Annotated in this window: 15 protein-coding genes; 3 read left to right on the top strand and 12 right to left on the bottom strand. The window is 64.1% G+C overall.

Annotated elements, in window-relative coordinates; genetic code table 11:
- Positions 1 to 131: 131 nt before the first annotated feature.
- On the top strand, positions 132 to 1076 hold the full coding sequence (gene epsC, locus ACLRDN_RS07870; protein ID WP_088754044.1) for a serine O-acetyltransferase EpsC: 945 nt from the start codon (positions 132 to 134) through the stop codon (positions 1074 to 1076).
- 14 nt (positions 1077 to 1090) lie between these two features.
- Here epsC and ACLRDN_RS07865 read toward each other — a convergent pair whose 3' ends face one another.
- Positions 1091 to 1246 (bottom strand): hypothetical protein, encoded by a 156-nt coding sequence (locus ACLRDN_RS07865; RefSeq protein ID WP_413459681.1) that lies wholly within the window; start codon positions 1244 to 1246, stop codon positions 1091 to 1093.
- Positions 1247 to 1360: 114 nt separating this feature from the next.
- Positions 1361 to 2515 (bottom strand): MFS transporter, encoded by a 1155-nt coding sequence (locus ACLRDN_RS07860; protein ID WP_413459680.1) that lies wholly within the window; start codon positions 2513 to 2515, stop codon positions 1361 to 1363.
- A 76-nt stretch (positions 2516 to 2591) separates the two neighbouring features.
- Here ACLRDN_RS07860 and gcvA point away from each other — a divergent pair, with 76 nt between their 5' ends.
- Together gcvA and ssuD are read left to right on the top strand one after the other, a co-directional pair.
- Positions 2592 to 3485, top strand: coding sequence for a transcriptional regulator GcvA (gcvA, locus tag ACLRDN_RS07855; RefSeq protein ID WP_413459679.1), 894 nt, complete (start codon positions 2592 to 2594; stop codon positions 3483 to 3485).
- Between the two features lie 1018 nt (positions 3486 to 4503).
- On the top strand, positions 4504 to 5631 hold the full coding sequence (gene ssuD, locus ACLRDN_RS07850; protein WP_413459678.1) for an FMNH2-dependent alkanesulfonate monooxygenase: 1128 nt from the start codon (positions 4504 to 4506) through the stop codon (positions 5629 to 5631).
- A 13-nt stretch (positions 5632 to 5644) separates the two neighbouring features.
- Here ssuD and gcvH read toward each other — a convergent pair whose 3' ends face one another.
- The 10 genes from gcvH to ACLRDN_RS07800 all read right to left on the bottom strand — a co-directional run bounded on the left by gcvH (position 5645) and on the right by ACLRDN_RS07800 (position 15595).
- The gene (gene gcvH / locus ACLRDN_RS07845; protein ID WP_209582870.1) at positions 5645 to 6022 is read right to left on the bottom strand and encodes a glycine cleavage system protein GcvH; all 378 of its coding nucleotides are present in this window, start codon (positions 6020 to 6022) and stop codon (positions 5645 to 5647) included.
- 23 nt (positions 6023 to 6045) lie between these two features.
- Positions 6046 to 6651, bottom strand: a complete 606-nt coding sequence (locus ACLRDN_RS07840; RefSeq protein WP_039786013.1) for a peroxidase-related enzyme — start codon at positions 6649 to 6651, stop codon at positions 6046 to 6048.
- Positions 6648 to 7184 (bottom strand): CMD domain protein, encoded by a 537-nt coding sequence (locus tag ACLRDN_RS07835; RefSeq protein ID WP_413459677.1) that lies wholly within the window; start codon positions 7182 to 7184, stop codon positions 6648 to 6650. The genes ACLRDN_RS07840 and ACLRDN_RS07835 overlap by 4 nt, the downstream gene beginning before the upstream one ends.
- Entirely contained in the window at positions 7181 to 8512 is a 1332-nt protein-coding gene (locus ACLRDN_RS07830; protein ID WP_413459676.1) for an acyl-CoA thioester hydrolase/BAAT C-terminal domain-containing protein, read from the bottom strand. The genes ACLRDN_RS07835 and ACLRDN_RS07830 overlap by 4 nt, the downstream gene beginning before the upstream one ends.
- 4 nt (positions 8513 to 8516) lie before the next feature.
- Positions 8517 to 10103: an ABC transporter substrate-binding protein gene (locus tag ACLRDN_RS07825; protein ID WP_413459675.1), complete on the bottom strand. Its 1587-nt coding sequence runs from the start codon at positions 10101 to 10103 to the stop codon at positions 8517 to 8519.
- A 100-nt stretch (positions 10104 to 10203) separates the two neighbouring features.
- Positions 10204 to 11211: an ABC transporter ATP-binding protein gene (locus ACLRDN_RS07820; protein ID WP_413459674.1), complete on the bottom strand. Its 1008-nt coding sequence runs from the start codon at positions 11209 to 11211 to the stop codon at positions 10204 to 10206.
- A complete protein-coding gene (locus ACLRDN_RS07815) occupies positions 11204 to 12196 on the bottom strand; it encodes an ABC transporter ATP-binding protein (RefSeq protein WP_413459673.1) in 993 nt (330 codons plus the stop codon). Before ACLRDN_RS07815 ends, ACLRDN_RS07820 begins: the two co-directional genes overlap by 8 nt.
- Positions 12193 to 13128 (bottom strand): ABC transporter permease, encoded by a 936-nt coding sequence (locus tag ACLRDN_RS07810; RefSeq protein WP_413460362.1) that lies wholly within the window; start codon positions 13126 to 13128, stop codon positions 12193 to 12195. Before ACLRDN_RS07810 ends, ACLRDN_RS07815 begins: the two co-directional genes overlap by 4 nt.
- Positions 13129 to 13151: 23 nt before the next feature.
- Positions 13152 to 14126 carry an ABC transporter permease gene (locus ACLRDN_RS07805; protein ID WP_413459672.1) on the bottom strand — a complete coding sequence of 325 codons (975 nt, stop codon included), beginning with the start codon at positions 14124 to 14126 and terminating at the stop codon, positions 13152 to 13154.
- Complete coding sequence (locus ACLRDN_RS07800; RefSeq protein ID WP_413459671.1) at positions 14123 to 15595, bottom strand: NAD(P)-binding domain-containing protein; 1473 nt, start codon at positions 15593 to 15595, stop codon at positions 14123 to 14125. Before ACLRDN_RS07800 ends, ACLRDN_RS07805 begins: the two co-directional genes overlap by 4 nt.
- Positions 15596 to 15688: the final 93 nt, after the last annotated feature.

The raw sequence follows: 15688 nt of genomic DNA, 5'->3' as shown, positions 1-15688 counted from the left end.
TTCCCAGAGCAGATTCAACAGCGGCGCCACTTTTCAGATAGAACTGGGCGCCGCGAATCGCTCTTCCTGGTGTCTCCCCTCTCCTCTTTGCCTGCCCGGCGCCCCGCGCGCATTTTTGATAGCATGCGGGCATGGAACCTACTCACATCCCCGAACTGAACGCGCTGGCTGACTCGGTCGAGTCTGCGGGCCTGGGCTTGTCTGCCGTCGTCGCCGGCCTGCGCACCTCGCGCGAAGTCACCAACAAGATCCGCTACCGCGGCGAGATCCGCGAACTCCCCTCGCGGGAAGCCATGCAGAAACTGTTGCAGCATCTGCAGGCCGCGCTGTTCCCCACGCATTACGGCCATACCGATTTATCCGATGAGACCATCGATTATTTCGTTGGGAGCCAGTTGAATGCCGCCTTGTCCATCCTGCGCGAGCAGGTGCGGCGGAGCCTCTATTTCAGCAGTGACGTGGAGGAGGATGGCCTGCTGCGCGAGCGCGCCACGGCCATCACGCGGGACTTTGCGCATCAGTTGCCGTCGGTGCGGGACATCCTGGTCAGCGATATCCAGGCCGCGTATCACGGGGATCCGGCGGCCTCCAGCATTTCGGAGATTCTGCTGTGCTATCCGGGCACGACGGCGATCATCTATCACCGCCTGGCGCATGCCCTGCATCAGCTGGGGGCGCCGCTGCTGGCGCGGCTCATTGCCGACATTGCGCATTCGGCCACCGGCATCGACATCCACCCGGCCGCGCAGATCGGCCCCAGTTTCTTCATCGACCATGGTACGGGGGTGGTGATCGGCGAGACCACCATCATTGGCCGCAACGTGCGCCTGTACCAGGCCGTGACGCTGGGCGCCAAGCGTTTCCCGCAGGAGCCGGACGGTTCATTGGTCAAGGGAATTGCGCGCCATCCGATCGTCGAGGATGACGTGGTGGTGTATGCCGGCGCGACCTTGCTGGGCCGCATCACCATCGGGCGCGGCTCGGTCATCGGCGGCAATGTCTGGCTCACGCACAGCGTGCCGCCCGGCAGCAACATCTCCCAGGCGGAGATGTTGAGTGATTGCCGCCAGCCCTGAGGGGGAGCCGGGTTTCAGGCGCCCAGCGGCAGCCAGCGCTGCAGGAAGAACAAGCCGCCCAGCAATGCCAGGCCAAACACGAAGACCAGCCCGATGAGCTTGCGCTCGCCGGGCTGCAAGGGTTCGAGGGCATAGCTGCCCAGTTCCTGGTAGATGTGAGGTTCGTTCATGCGAGCTCCGCAGGCTGAGGGATGAAGAATGAGCCTCATGCTAGCCAGCTGCTGCCTGCTTGTGAACGAATCGATCAGCGCATCGATATCCGCTGGCCGCATAAGGCGGCCCCCTCACCCGCCATGCTGCCCCTGCGCAGTTGCCGCCAGCGGCACCGGAGCGCGTCCGCAGGCAATGGCGGCCAGGGCCAGGGCCGTGGCTGCCAGGCTGTAGAGCCAGAGCGAAGTCATCACCGGCAGCAGCAGCCCGGCCAGCATCGGCCCCATGCCGGCGCCGATGTCCCGCCAGATCGCGCGTCCTGCCAGCGCATGCACGCGCTGTGCGGGCGGCGTGCGGGCGGCAACGATGGGGGCCAGCAGCGGCAGTTGCAGGGCCCGCAGGATCACGATGAGGCCGGCGAAGAGCCACAGCAATCCACCGCCGAAGCCCACCAGCGCCACGCAGGTGGCCAGTGACAGCGTCACCAGTACTTTCACCGCACCGAAGCGTTCGGCCAGCCATCCACCCAGGGGGCTGAGGACGATTTCCCCGGCGTAGCGCAGCGCCATCAATACTCCCGCCACCAGTTCGCCATCAGCGCCGAAGGATTGCTTGCTCATGTAGGCCAGGCCGACGATGAAGAGGCCATCCAGGGTCAGCCCTTCGAGGAAGGACCACCAGTCCAGGGCATTGGGCAGTTTCCAGCGGCGTGGCTGGGGCGGTGCGTAGGCGTGCCGGGGCAGGCGGCGTGCGGCCAGCAGGCCCAGCAGCGCGGTGGTCGCCACCAGGGCGAACACCATGCGCGGGCCGATGTGGGGTGCCAGCAGTGCTGCGGTGGGCAGCCAGAGCATGGGGCCGATGGCGATCACGCCGCGCGAGCGTCCCGAGCGGCGGGCTGCGCCCTGGGGGTTGGCGGTGGACATGGCCTGGGTGGAGAGGTTGAGTCCGGCGAAGGCCATGCCCCACAGCAGGCGCAGTGGCAGCAGGGCCCAGAAGCCGCTGGCGACCGTATAGCCGAGGGCGCAGAGGATGGCGGCGCAGACGGCCAGGGTGCAGGTGGGGCGGTCGCCGCGTTGTGCGTAGAAGCTGGCGACCCAGCGGTAGCCGGCGATGCGCACCAGGCGGTTGGCCGCGAGCAGCACGCCGGCCTCGGCGAGGCTGACGTGGAACTGGGCGGCGTACATGGGCAGCAGCAGGTAGAGGACGATATCGCAGGGCAAGGCGGCCGAGAGCGACATGGCGGCGTGGCGCGAATCGATATCGGCCTGGCGGTGGTCTGGCGTGGTCATGGGGGCCGATGATGCGCCGCGCGGGGTGGGCTGACAAACGATATTAATTCCGGGCATGCGTGATAATATTTGACGCATGGCCGATCTCACCCTTCCGCTCAATGCCATCCGCGCCTTTCTGGCAGCGGCCCGTCACCAGAGTTTCACGCTTGCGGCGCAGGAGCTCAATGTCACACATGGCGCGATCAGCCGCCAGATCAAGAACCTTGAAGACTATCTCGGCATGCCTTTGTTCGAGCGGCGCACGCGGCAGGTGTTGCTGACCGAGCGTGGGCGGCAGTTCTTTGAGGAGGCCAGTCCGGCGCTCGATATTCTCGCCAATGCAGCGCGGCGGGTGATGCGGGATGCGCCCACGCGCACGGTGGTCATCAATGTGCGACCTTCCTTTGCGGTGCGCTGGCTGATTCCGCATTTGTCCGATTTTGTGGAGCGGTATCCGGGGATTGCGCCCCAGGTGGTGACCAGTACGGCGACCGTGGGCAAGGCGGGCTCTTCGTTTGATATCGCGATACGGCGGGGGGAGACCAACTGGCCGGAGACCCTGAAGGTGCAGCGGTTCATGGAGGATGAGCTGGTGCTGGTGGCTTCTCCTGCACTGCTGCAATCCATGCCGCTGGAAGACGTGTCGCAGTTGGCGCGGCATACCGTGCTGGTGTCGCGCAGCCGGCGCAATGACTGGGAAGACTGGCGCAAGCTGGCCGGTTTGAAGCGCTCACGCTCGCAGGCGATGCTGCATTTCGATCACGTGCATTTTGTATTGCAGGCGGTCATGGATGGGCTGGGGGTGGCCTTGTCGCCCGTATCACTTGCGGACAACGATCTGCGCTCGGGGCGGCTGGTGTGTCCCTTCCCTGATCTGCGCTTGACCCTCGCACCCTACTACCTCGGGATCAGCTTGCAGGCGGGGGCTGAGGCGCAATTGTTTGCCAAATGGATTGGTGAATATCGTGGGGCTTTGATCGGTGGTTGATTTGGTTTTTTGTCTTGTCTTGTCTTGTCTTGGCTGGGTGCTTTTCTGGTTGTTAGGTTTGGCGTAGTCTGCACCCAATTTCTTCCTGCGCTCTAGCTTAATTCTTATCTCTCTCCGGTCGGAAGAACGCGCCGGGGGCGGCCCGGCAGCCGCTCACTTTTCTTGTCTCGCCAAGAAAAGTAAGCAAAAGAAGGCGACCGCAACTGCGCCGCCCTCCTTCGGAGGGTCCCCGCTTCAGCACCCAATAAAACGGGAAAAATAAAGTCGCTTCGCTCCGGTTATTTTTCTGATCCGTTTTATTGGGTGCTGAAGCGGCGGCGCAGATGCGGACAGCCGAAACGGCTCGCCTTCGGCATCGCACCCCCTCCGACTCGCCTTCGGCTTTGTCTTGGCGTTCTCTAGCCTTCGATACGTCGCTGCGCAACTACTCAGGGCGAACGAACGGAAATTATTTAAACAAAAAAACAAAAAAACACAAAAGGAAAAAACCAAAACCCAGAGCGGGAGTGGGAACGATCAAAAGGTCGATGCCGCAGGCGAGCCAACGCAAAGCCGAAGGCGAGTCGGAGATGTGGCGAGGCCGGAGGCGAGCCCGTGGGGGTTGCCGTCCCCATAGAGCCAGCCGCCGCAGCGGAGCGAAAAGTGGATCAGAAGGATAGTCGGAGCGAAGCGACTCTATCCTTCCCACTTTTCGCTCTGCTGCGGCGGGGACCCTCCGGAGGAGGGATGGCTCTTTGGGGTCGCCTTCTTTTGCTTACTTTTCTTGGCGAGACAAGAAAAGTGAGCGGCTGCCGGGCCGCCCCCGGCGCGTCCTTCCGACCGGAGAAAGAAAATAATTAAGCTAGAGCACAGGAAAGCATTCCGTGCAGACTACCCCAAACCTAACAACCAGAAAAACAAACAGCCAAGACAACAAAAACCAAAAACCAACTAAGGAAAGAAGAAAACATTCTTAGCCACAAAGAGAACGGAGCGTTCTAATAACGCCAAAGCGAAAAAAGCAAAAGGAAACTCTGGCATGTCATTAGAACTCTTCTGGTTCCTCCCCACGTCGGGCGACACACGTTACCTGGGCAAATCCGATTTCGGCCGAGCGCCCACGCTGGACTACATGCGCCAGATCGCGGTGACCAGCGAAACGCTGGGCTACGATGGATTGTTGATCCCGACGGGAGCGTCCTGCCTGGACCCATGGGTAGTGGCTGCCAGCCTGGTCCCGGTGACCCGGCGCATCAAGCTGCTGGTAGCGCTGAGGACCTCACTGGGCGGCCCCGGCCCGTCGGCAAGGCAAGCCGCAACACTGGACCAGGCCCTGAACGGCCGCCTCCTGCTCAACGTGGTGCCTGGGGGAGATGCCACGGAACTGGAAGCCGACGGCGTCTTCCTGAAACATGACGAACGCTACGAAGCTGCCGACGAATACCTCACCATCTGGCGCAAACTGCTGCAGGGAGAGACCGTCAGCTACGAAGGCAAGCACTTCCGCATCCGCAACGGCCAGCTATTCCATCCGGCAATACAGCAGCCCTACCCGCCGCTGTATTTCGGCGGCTCCTCCCCTGCCGCGCACGACCTCGCCGCCAAGCATGTGGACGCCTACCTCACCTGGGGCGAACCACCTGCCGCCGTCAAACAGAAGATCGAAGACGTGCGTGAACGCGCCGCCAAGCAAGGCCGCACGGTCAGATTCGGCGTACGCCTGCATGCCATCGTGCGGGAAACCACGGCCGAAGCCTGGGCCGACGCCGAACGCCTCATCAGCAAACTCACCGACGAAGACATTGCCCGCGCCCAGCAGAACTACGCCAAGATGGACTCAGTGGGACAACAAAGAATGGCCGCCCTGCACGGCGGCCGCCGCGACAAACTGGAAATTGCGCCCAACCTGTGGGCCGGCGTGGGCTTGGTGCGGGGCGGCGCCGGCACCTCCCTGGTGGGCGATGCGGTCACGGTCGCCGAACGCCTGCAGGAATATGCGGACCTGGGCGTGGACACCTTCGTCCTCTCCGGCTACCCGCACCTGGAAGAAGCGATTCGCTTTGCCGAACTGGTCTTCCCCCTGCTGGGCAAGAACGCCGTCACCTTGCGTGACCGCGCACAAACCGGCGGCGCCTTCGATATCCGCGCCGCCGCATCGGCTTCCTGAACGCAAGAGCGCGTCAGGAAATCAGCTTGATGTAACCCGCCGCATCAAGAAAGCCTTCAACCGAAAATGGCGCGGCCGGCTTGAGCTTGAAGATCCATTGCTCATACGGCGCACCATTGATGGCATCAGGCGACTCCACCAGCAGCGAGTTGATGGCGATGACCTCGCCATCAACAGGCGCATGCAAATCCGACGCCGTCTTGTTGGATTCGACGATGCCCGACTCGGCGCCTTTGGCCAACACCTTGCCCACGGCCGGCATATCGACATACACCAGCGGCCCCAATTGCTCCTGGCCGAAATCGGTAATGCCGATGGTCAGCGTGCCATCGTCTTCAAGCTTGACCCACTCATGGGTCTCGGCATAGACCAGATGATCCGGAATGTGCATCACTGTCTCCTCATGGAAATAATTTACTTGGCCTCGGCCTTGCTGCCATCAGCAAACACCGGCTCGCCCAGGTTGAGCATCAAGCGATTGGCCCAGGCAAAGATGGCCACCGAATGAATCAGGTCCAGCACTTCCAGTTCACTCAAGCCCACGTCAACCAAGGCCTTGATCTGCGCCGCCCCGATCTCGCCCGGCGTCTCGGTCAGCTCGGCCGAGAACTTGGCAATGGCCTGCTCGCGCGCATCCACACCGGCACCGTAAGGCGTATCGAACACCTGGCGCACCGTATCGTTGCGCTTGGCCAGCTGCTCGAAACGCTGCGCATGAACGGAAGCGCAATACACGCAGCCATTGATGCGCGAAACCACCAGCGAACCCAATTCGCGCTCCGCACGCGAGAGGCCGCCCGGGGCATACATGATGGCGTTGAAGGCCGCCGAACGCTGGCGCAGGATGTCGGGCTGGTGCGCCAGGAACAGGTAGTAGTCCGAGGTCTTGGCCTTGGGATGGCTTTCTTCCAGCACCTTGACCTGGTCTTCACTGGCCGCCTCCAGCTGGATCACGTCCAGCCAGGCATCCCATTCCAGGGTCTCATTGGTAAAACCGTTGGCCTTGATGATCTCGCTCATGCCGACTCTCCTTGTTGGGCCGCCGCAGCACGCATGGCCTTCAGGCCCGCGACCACGCGCAATTGATAGGACACGAAAGCGATCAGCTGCGACAGTGCCACCACCGCCGGCGTGCTGATGCCCGCGGCCGGCAGCTTTTCGATGGCAGCCTTGTCGCCTTCCACCGGACGCTGCGTCAGCGCACGCGTGAAAACCAGCATGGCGCGCAGGCGGCCCTCCGGCAATTGCTCAGGCTCACCGCTGTCAGCCACCGCCAGTTGCGCAGCATCGGCCGGCACCGCTTCTGCACGGGCACGGTAATGCGCGGCCAGGTCGGTGGCACCTGCCAGGCGGCAAGCGTAGAGCGCCACCAGCAGGCGCTCATCCAGGCCGATGCCTTCCAGGGCCGGATCGAACAGCGTGTCATAGCTGCCCTGTGAAGCCACGGCCACCTTGTCGCGCTGATGGCGCAGGCCGTGCAAGGGGCTGCCAGCGGCCAGGCCGGCCAGCTGGTCGATGACATCCTTGCTGATGTCGTAGACGGGGGTACTCATGCGTTTTCCTTTGTGGATGAATGCCTGGCCAGCGCGTCGCGCAGGAAGTGCTGCGCCTGCTGCCAGGCGTCGAGATCGGCGCGGGCATTGGCGGCGGGTTCGCCGCCACCGGTACTGATGCGCCCCGACACCGGATGCGCATACGTGGTCTGCGTGGTCGGGACGAAGGGGAACAGGATCGAATGGCCGGCATGCGCATAATTGCGCCACACCACCGGCCAGGGGTGGGACACTTCGGCCAGCTTGTCCTTGACCATCGCGCAATACAGGCTGGAGGGCCAGGAGCCATCATCGGTAGCCGACAGCAGCAGCACCGGCCCGGCGATCTTCTCCACCGGAATGCGGGCGCGCGCCACCGCTTCCTCGTCCTGCAAGGCAGTGAGCATGGCCAGCTCATGGCGATGCGGTGCCGGGCCCTCGTCAAACGGTATCCAGCTGGCCGTGCGGTTGTCCTGCCACTGATGCGGCAAGGGCTGGCCGCGCAGCAGCCAGGTCGGACCTTCGCGGCCCACGGCCGGATCAGCCGCGTTCTGGCCGCTGTGCACCAGCGCACTGGGGACATAGGCCAGCACCGCCGATACCTTCTGCGGGAAGGTCGCCCCCAGCAGCAGCACCAGTTCGCCACCGCGCGACTGGCCGCTGATGGCGACGAAATCGTGCAACGGCTGAACCTCGGCACGCAGCCAGTCCAGTCCGCGTTCGAAATACTCCAGCGGTGTATTGGAAATGTAATCCGACAGGCCCGGTGCCTTGAAATACGCCAGCGCAAACGCAGCCACCCCGCGCGAGGCAAACAGCGCCGCACGCGGCTCGTTGATGCCGCCACCGGACCCGTTGAGGATCATCACCGCCGGATGCGGTCCGGGCGTGGCCGGCAGGAAGAGCGTACCGACCAGCCCCTCCTCCCGCACCTCGCGCCGGGTCACCCCGGCAGCGGCCAGCCGCTGTACCAGTTCGGTACTGGCCGGCGCGCACGGGGCCAGGCCCGGCTGATCCAGCGACGAGACCGTCAGCGTAGTCACCAGCGGTGCCATGACATCGGCTTGGAAGTTGTCGCGGCGGCCGGCTTGCACCGGCTTCTGCGACCACAGCAAACCCATCGGATCGATGCCGTAGTAATCGCCATCGATGGCCGGGTTCATGCTCACGTCGACGTGGCCATAGGCATCGGCGATGTAGCACGCCGAACTGCGCCACTGCGCGCCGTTGCGCAGGGTGGAGGAAGAGATGCGCACCGGCTCGCCCGGATGCGCACCCCGCACGATGATGCGGCGGGGTACGTCGATCAGGTCGTCGGCCGGGCTGACCTCGATGGAGAAGTTGGGCATGTCCTTACTTCTTGTCCTGGGTCACCATCATGGCGGTGGTGCGGTCGCTGCTGATGGGGGTGACCTTCAGGCCCTTCTTGGCAGCCCAGATGTTCTGGTAGTGGTACAGCGGGATCACGCCCACTTCATCCGACACGGTCCTGGCAGCGCCACGCAGGATGGCCTCACGCTTGGCGGCATCGAACTCGGCGGTCGAATCGGCCAGCGCCTTGTCCACGGCCGGGCTGCTGTAGTGGTTCCAGTTGGACGCGCCAATGCCCTTCTTGGGATCGACCGTGCCCAGCACGTTGACGAGCGCGTAACTGGCTTCGCCAGTGCCGTTACCCCAGGCCAGCACCGAGACGGCGAACTCGTTCTTGTTGGCACGCGAGGAATAGGAAGCCCATGGCAGTACCTCGACCTGGGTCTTGATGCCGATGCGGGTCCAGAACTGCGCCACGGCCTGCATGGTTTCCGGTGCTTGCGGATAACGGTCGTTGGGCACGTGCAGGGTCAGCTTGAAACCTTCCGGGAAACCGGCTTCGGCCAGCAGCTTCTTGGCTTGGGCAGCGTCGAAGGGAATGTTCTTGATCTCCGGGTTGTAGCCGAAGGTATCGGCCGGCATCCACTGGTTGGCTTCGGTGGCCGCGCCCTGCAGGATGCGGTCGATCAGGGCCTTGCGATTGATGGCCAGCGACATGGCGCGGCGCACGCGCACATCCAGCAGCGGGTTCTTCTCCAGTTGCTTGCCGTTGTTGTCGGTGATGAAGGGGCTGGGGCCTTCATGGAAGCTCGGCTGGATCAGCAGCACGCGCAGGCCGTTGTAAGGGTAGACCTTGACGTTGGGCGACTGCTTGAGCTTGGCCAGGTCCGACACCGACACCTTGTCGATCACGTCCACGTCGCCCGACAGCAGCGCGGCGGTACGCGCGGCGCCATTGTTGATGTAGCGGTAGTTGACCTTTTCCCACAGGGCCTTGCCGTTCCAGTAGTCGTCGTTACGCTGCATCACCACGCGGTCGCCCGGGGTGTAGGAGACGAACTTGTAGGGACCGGTACCGACCACGGCTGCACCACTGTTGTAGTTCTCGGTGGTCGATTTTTCGCCCACGTGCTTGCTGACGATGTGCACCGAGGCCAGGTTCAGCGGCAGGTCCGGGTTGGGGATGTTGGTCTTGATGACCAGGGTCAGTGGATCCTTGGCAGTGACCGATTCCACCGTGCGCAGGTAGCCGGCGAAGGTGGCCACGCTGCCCGGTACGGCACGGGCGCGCTGGTAGGAGAAGATCACGTCGTCCGCGGTGAAGGGCTTGCCGTCCTGCCACTTGACGTTGGGGCGCAGCTTGAATTCCCAGGTCTTGGGGTCGATGTTCTTCCAGCTCACGGCCAGGCCCGGGACCAGCTTGTTGTAATCGTTCTGGACCAGCAGGTCCCAGAAATGCAGGTCCACCGAACGGTCACCGGCGTGGTTGTTCAGTTGCGGATCCAGCGAGGAAAGCGGATCGGCAAAGGCGATGTTGAGGTTCTGCGCATGCGCGGCATCGGCAGCGGCAGCCAGCGCGGCACCGGTCAGGGCGACGGCCAGCAGGCGGGTCAGGAGGGTTTTCTTCATGGTCGGGTTCCTCTGTGGTCAGGGTAGAAGCACTGCGGGGTTGCCAAGTTCTTGACTGCTCGGTTCTTCGTTTCTGTCGTTTCTATCGGTTCACATCATCTCAGCGGCCATCATTGAGATGGCAGGCACTCAGGTGCCCCGGTGCGATCTCGCGCAGCAGCGGCTGCTCTTCACGGCAGCGCTGCGTGGCATGCGGGCAGCGCGGGTTGAAGTGGCAGCCGGTCGGCGGGTTCAGCGGACTGGGGATCTCGCCCTTGATGGCGGTGAATTCCTTCTTGCGCGCGCCCATGCGGGGCACCTCGGCCAGCAGCGCCTGCGTATAGGGGTGATTGGGCTGGCCGAACAGTTCGCCCACCGGTGCACTCTCCACCACCCGGCCCAGGTACATGATGACCACGCGGTCCGACACGTGCTCCACCACGCCCAGGTCATGGCTGATGAACAGATAGGTCAGTCCCAGTTGCTCGCGCAGATCCATGAAGAGATTGAGGATCTGCGCCTGGATCGACACATCCAGCGCCGCCACGGCCTCATCGCACACCAGCATCTGCGGCTGCACCGCGAGTGCGCGTGCAATGCCGATGCGCTGGCGCTGGCCGCCGGAGAACTGGTGCGGATAACGGTCGCGCAGCGCCGGGTCGAGACCGGCGCGCAGCAACTGCTGGCAGACATAGGCATCGAGGTCGCCCTCGACCTTTCCATTCACTTGCGCCGCTTCGCCCACGATCTGGTCGATGCGCAAACGCGGATTCAGGCTGGCATAGGGATTCTGGAAAATCATTTGCACCTGCAGCCGGGCCTCGGCTTCTTCCTTGCTGCTGAGACTGGCGCGGTCGCGGCCGTTGACCAGTACCTGGCCATCGGAAGGATCGAGCAGGCCGCAGGCCACCCGGCCCAGCGTGGACTTGCCGCAGCCGGATTCACCGACCAGCCCCACCACTTCACCCGGCAAGACCTTCAGGTCCACCTGGTCCAGCGCATGGGTGACGGCCGGCGGGCGACTCCAGCCGCGCGCCTGCAACTGGCGTTCCAGCCAGCCCTGGCGGCGCTGGCCGAAGCGACGGCTGACGGCACGGGTTTCGATCAGGGGAATGACGGCCTTATCCATGGTGCTCGTTGCTCTGTGTGCTCGGGGTCGGGTGATAGCAGCGCACCCGGTGCGCCGGCAGCGGTTCGCTGATCGCCGGGGCCACCAGGCACTGCTGGGAAAGGCGCTCGCAGCGCGCAGCAAAGGCGCAGGTCGGCGGCAGGTGCAGCAAGTTGGGCGTCATCCCGGGAATCTGGCGCAGCCGCGCACCGCGCCGGTTGTTGCTGGGCAGGCTGCCGATCAGGCCTTGCGTGTAGGGGTGCAACGGCGCATCGAGCACCGCATCCACACTGCCCTGCTCGACGATGCGCCCGGCATACATCACCGCCACTTCATCGGCCAGTCCGGCCACCACCGAGAGATCGTGCGTGATCCAGATCAGCGCCGTGCCATGCTGGCGCGCCAGCTTCTGCACTTCCGACAGGATCTGCGCCTGGATGGTCACATCCAGGGCCGTGGTCGGTTCATCGGCAATGATGAGGTCGGGCTTGTGCAGCATCGCGATGGCAATGGCCACACGCTGGCGCATGCCGCCCGAGAGTTGATGCGGATAGGCCTGCAGCCGTTCTTCCGGACTGGCAATACCCATCATGCCCAGCGTATCGCGCGCCAGTTCGCGCGCCTGCTGGCTGCTGACCTTGCTGTGCGCCAGTACGGCGTCGACCATCTGCGCTTCCACCTTCAGGACCGGGTTCAGGGTCATCATCGGGTCCTGGAAAATCATGGCGATGCGGTTGCCCTGCAGTTCGCGCAAGGAGGTCTTGTCCATGCTGACCAGGTCGCGGCCCTGGAACAGGATCTCGCCGCCGACGATGCGGCCCGGCGCATCGACCATGCCGAGGATGGAAAAACCGGTCACGCTCTTGCCCGATCCGGATTCACCGACCAGGCCAAGAATGCGGCCACGGCCAACCGACAGCGACACATCATCGACCGCCGGCAACACGCCTTCGGGCGTGAAGAAATGCGTGCGCAGGTGGCGCACCTCAAGTGTGAGCGCGCTCATTTCTGCCACCGTGGGTTGAGGATGTCGCGCAGGCGGTCGCCGACCAGGTTGATGGCCACGATCACGACCAACAGCGTGATGCCGGGATAGAAGCTGATCCAGTATTCGCCCGAGAGCATGTATTGGTAACCATTGGAGATGAGCAGGCCCAGCGAGGGTTCGGTGATCGGCACGCCCAGGCCGAGGAAGGACAGCGTCGCTTCCAGCGTGATGGCGCGTGCCACCTGCAGGGTGCCGATGACGATCAGCGGCGGCAGGCAGTTGGGCAGGATGTGGCGCACCATGATGCGCCAGGACGACAGGTTCAGGCCTCTTGCGGCTTCCACGTATTCCTTGCGCCGTTCCACCAGCGCCTGGCCGCGCGCAGTGCGCGCGTAATATGCCCACTCCAGTACCACCAGCGTGGCCATCACGTTGAAGATGCCCTTGCCCACGTAAGCCAGGATCAGCATCGCCACCAGGATCGAGGGGAAGGACAGCACCAGGTCGGCAAAGCGCATGAGCACCGTATCGACCTTGCCGCCCGCATACGCGGCCAGCAAGCCGATGAGCGTGCCGATCACGCCCGCGATCAGGGCCGAGCCCACACCGATGCCCACGCTGATGCGCAGGCCGTAAAGAATGGCCGAGACCAGGTCGCGACCCTGGCCATCGGTGCCGAGCCAATAGGTATAGGTGCCAGCGCCATTGATGCTGCCCGGATGCAGGCGCGCATCGAGCACATCCAGCTGCATCAGGTCATACGGATTCTGCGGCGTGATCCAGGGTGCGGCAATGGCGCCGACGATGAGCAGCAGCACGATCACCAGCCCCAGCATGGCCGAGCGCGAGGCCACGAAGTGGCGCATCACGCGCCGCCACGGAGACTCGCGGCGCGGGGCCTGGAAGGCCGACAGCTCGGCCACGCGGGCGCGCACCTGTTCTTGCGTCATGGTCACTTCGGTCTGCGGCGCGCTCATGCACGGGCCTCCACCCGCACGCGCGGATCCAGTAATTTGTAGAGCACATCCACCACCAGGTTGATGGTGACGAACATGCAGACGATCACCATCAGGTAAGCCACGATGACAGGACGATCCAGCGCATTGATGCTGTCCAGGATCAGCTTGCCCGCACCGGGCCAGGCAAAGATGCTTTCTGTGACGACCGCAAAGGCAATGGTGGAGCCGAACTCCAGCCCGACCACGGTCACCAGCGGAATGAGCGTATTGCGCAGCACGTACATCAGTACCACGCGCGCCAGCGACAAGCCCTTGGCACGGGCGAACTTGACGTAGTCCATCGGCAGCACCTCACGCACATTGGCGCGGGTGAGGCGAATCACCAGCGAAATCTTGAACAGCGAGAGATTGATGGCCGGAAGGATCATGTGCCGCCAGCCGTCGGCGGTCAGCCACGACCATTGCACGCCGAACAGTTCGGCAGTCTGGCCGCGTCCGCCCGAAGGCAGCCAGCCCAGCGTGACCGAGAAGGCCATGATCAGCATCAGCCCGATCCAGAAGGTCGGCAGCGAAAACCCGAAGATGCTGGTAGTCATCACCAGGCGCGAGAAGGGATGATCCGGCTTCATGCCTGCGAACAGTCCCAGCGGCACGCCCACTGCCAGGGCCAGCAGCAATGCCGCCACGGCCAGTTCCAGCGTAGCCGGCAGGCGCTGGAAGATCAGCAGGATGGCCGGCGTGTTGTAGACGAAACTGTTGCCCAGGTTGCCGTGCAGCGCGCCATTGAGGAAGGCCAGGTACTGGCGCCACACCGGCTGGTCCAGTCCCAGTTCCTTGATGATGCGCAGGCGGTCCACCTGGTCGACGTCCTGGCCGATCAGGATATCGACCGGGTTGCCGATCATGTGCAGGCCGAAGAAGACGATCACCGTCATCAACAGCACCACCATCAGCGCCTGCAGCACGCTTTTTGCGATGGCCCCACTCATGCGGGCAGCTCCCAGGGCGATTCGGTCCACTCGTCGCCTTCCAGTTCCGGTTCCTCATAGGACTGGATGTTGCGGTAGTGGTAGTCGATGTCCTCGCTGTACATCAGGGCGGCAATGCCCTGCGCCAGCCGGTAGGCGCCGTCGCTGATGGCCGGAATGTCGCCCGACACCGTGCCATGGCTGGCGGCGGCCGGATAGCAGAAGCAATGCACGCGCTCCAGGCCCGGCAGGCTGCCCGGCGTCTTCTGCTGGAACTCGAACACCGGGCCCAGGTAAGGCGAGTCGGCCAGTTCTTGGTCTTCCTCACCGGCGGGCGGGGTGTAGCGGTCGCTCCAATTGAGGACGTGCGGGGCGATGTCCTTGAATTCGCTGCGCAGGCTCCAGTCGATCTTGAAACCGGTGGAGAAGAACAGGAAATCCAGTTCCAGCGGACCACGATTGGTCTGCAGCAACAGCGTCCCATCCGGCTTGACCTCAACGGATTGGATGGCCGTGCCCAGCAGGAAGCGGGCATTGGCAAAGCGCGAGACGCGGCGCGTGCTGCCAGAGGGCGGCGGCACTTGCTGGGCGTTGACGTAATGGCGGATGCGCCACTTCCATTCGTCCGGCAGGTGCAGATGGCCGTTGACCAGGCCGGGGCTACCCGATCCTTTACCCTTGTTGATGCGCGGCAGGTCCTTGCGTCGGATCAGCAGGTCCACGCGTGCGGCCCCCTCTTCCAGCGCGGTCGCGGCGCTGTCCATGGCCGAGGCGCCACCGCCGATCACGCCAACGCGCTTGCCCTTCAGACTGGCGTAGTCGAACAGGTCGGAAGAATGCGCCCAGCGGTCACGCGGCAGTTGCGCCGCCAGCGGCGGCAGGAAGGCACCACCCAGGCCATCGCGGCCGGTGGCCACCACCACGCGACGGGCCAGCACGGTCGAGGTACCGGCAGGCGATTGCAGCTGCAGCGCCACGATGCCGTCGGCGCGCGGCTGCACGGCCAGCACGCGGTGTTCGTTGCGGATATCGAGCTGCATGACGCGGCGGAACCAGCGCAGGTAATCCATCCACTGCAGGCGCGGGATCTTGTCCAGCGCTTCCCACGCCTCCAGCCCGAACTGGGCCTCGAACCAGGCGCGGAAGGTCAGCGCCGGAAAGCCCAGCGCCGGGCCGGTCAGGGTCTTGGGGGAACGCAGGGTTTCCATGCGCGCAGTCGTGGCCCAGGGGCCTTCGAAGTCCCTGGGCGACTGGTCATAGATCACATTGGGAATGCCCAGGTGCGACAGCGCCACCGAAGCGGCCATGCCAGCCTGGCCGCCACCGATGATGGCCACGTCGATCACCGGCACGCCGTCGCGCAGGGTGGCCGGGGTCCAGGACTTGCCGGGCAGTGCCAGCCATTGCAGGTCCTGGCGTACGCGCGCCTCCAGGGCGGCCAGTCCTTGCGGGGGGGCAACGGGGATCAGGGTCGGTTCGGTGTCGTGCATAGCGCCTCGTCAAAAGCATGAAGAGACGTCGCCGGCACAGGCCTGCGATCGTCTCGATTCGGGTTTTGTGATGCAACGCCCTTCCCGGTTGAC

This window comes from Herbaspirillum huttiense, assembly GCF_047300815.1.
Classification (GTDB): Bacteria; Pseudomonadota; Gammaproteobacteria; order Burkholderiales; family Burkholderiaceae_D; genus Herbaspirillum; species Herbaspirillum huttiense_A.
The sequence above is the reverse complement of the archived record's forward strand: the minus strand, read 5'-3'. Positions and strand labels throughout refer to the sequence as shown.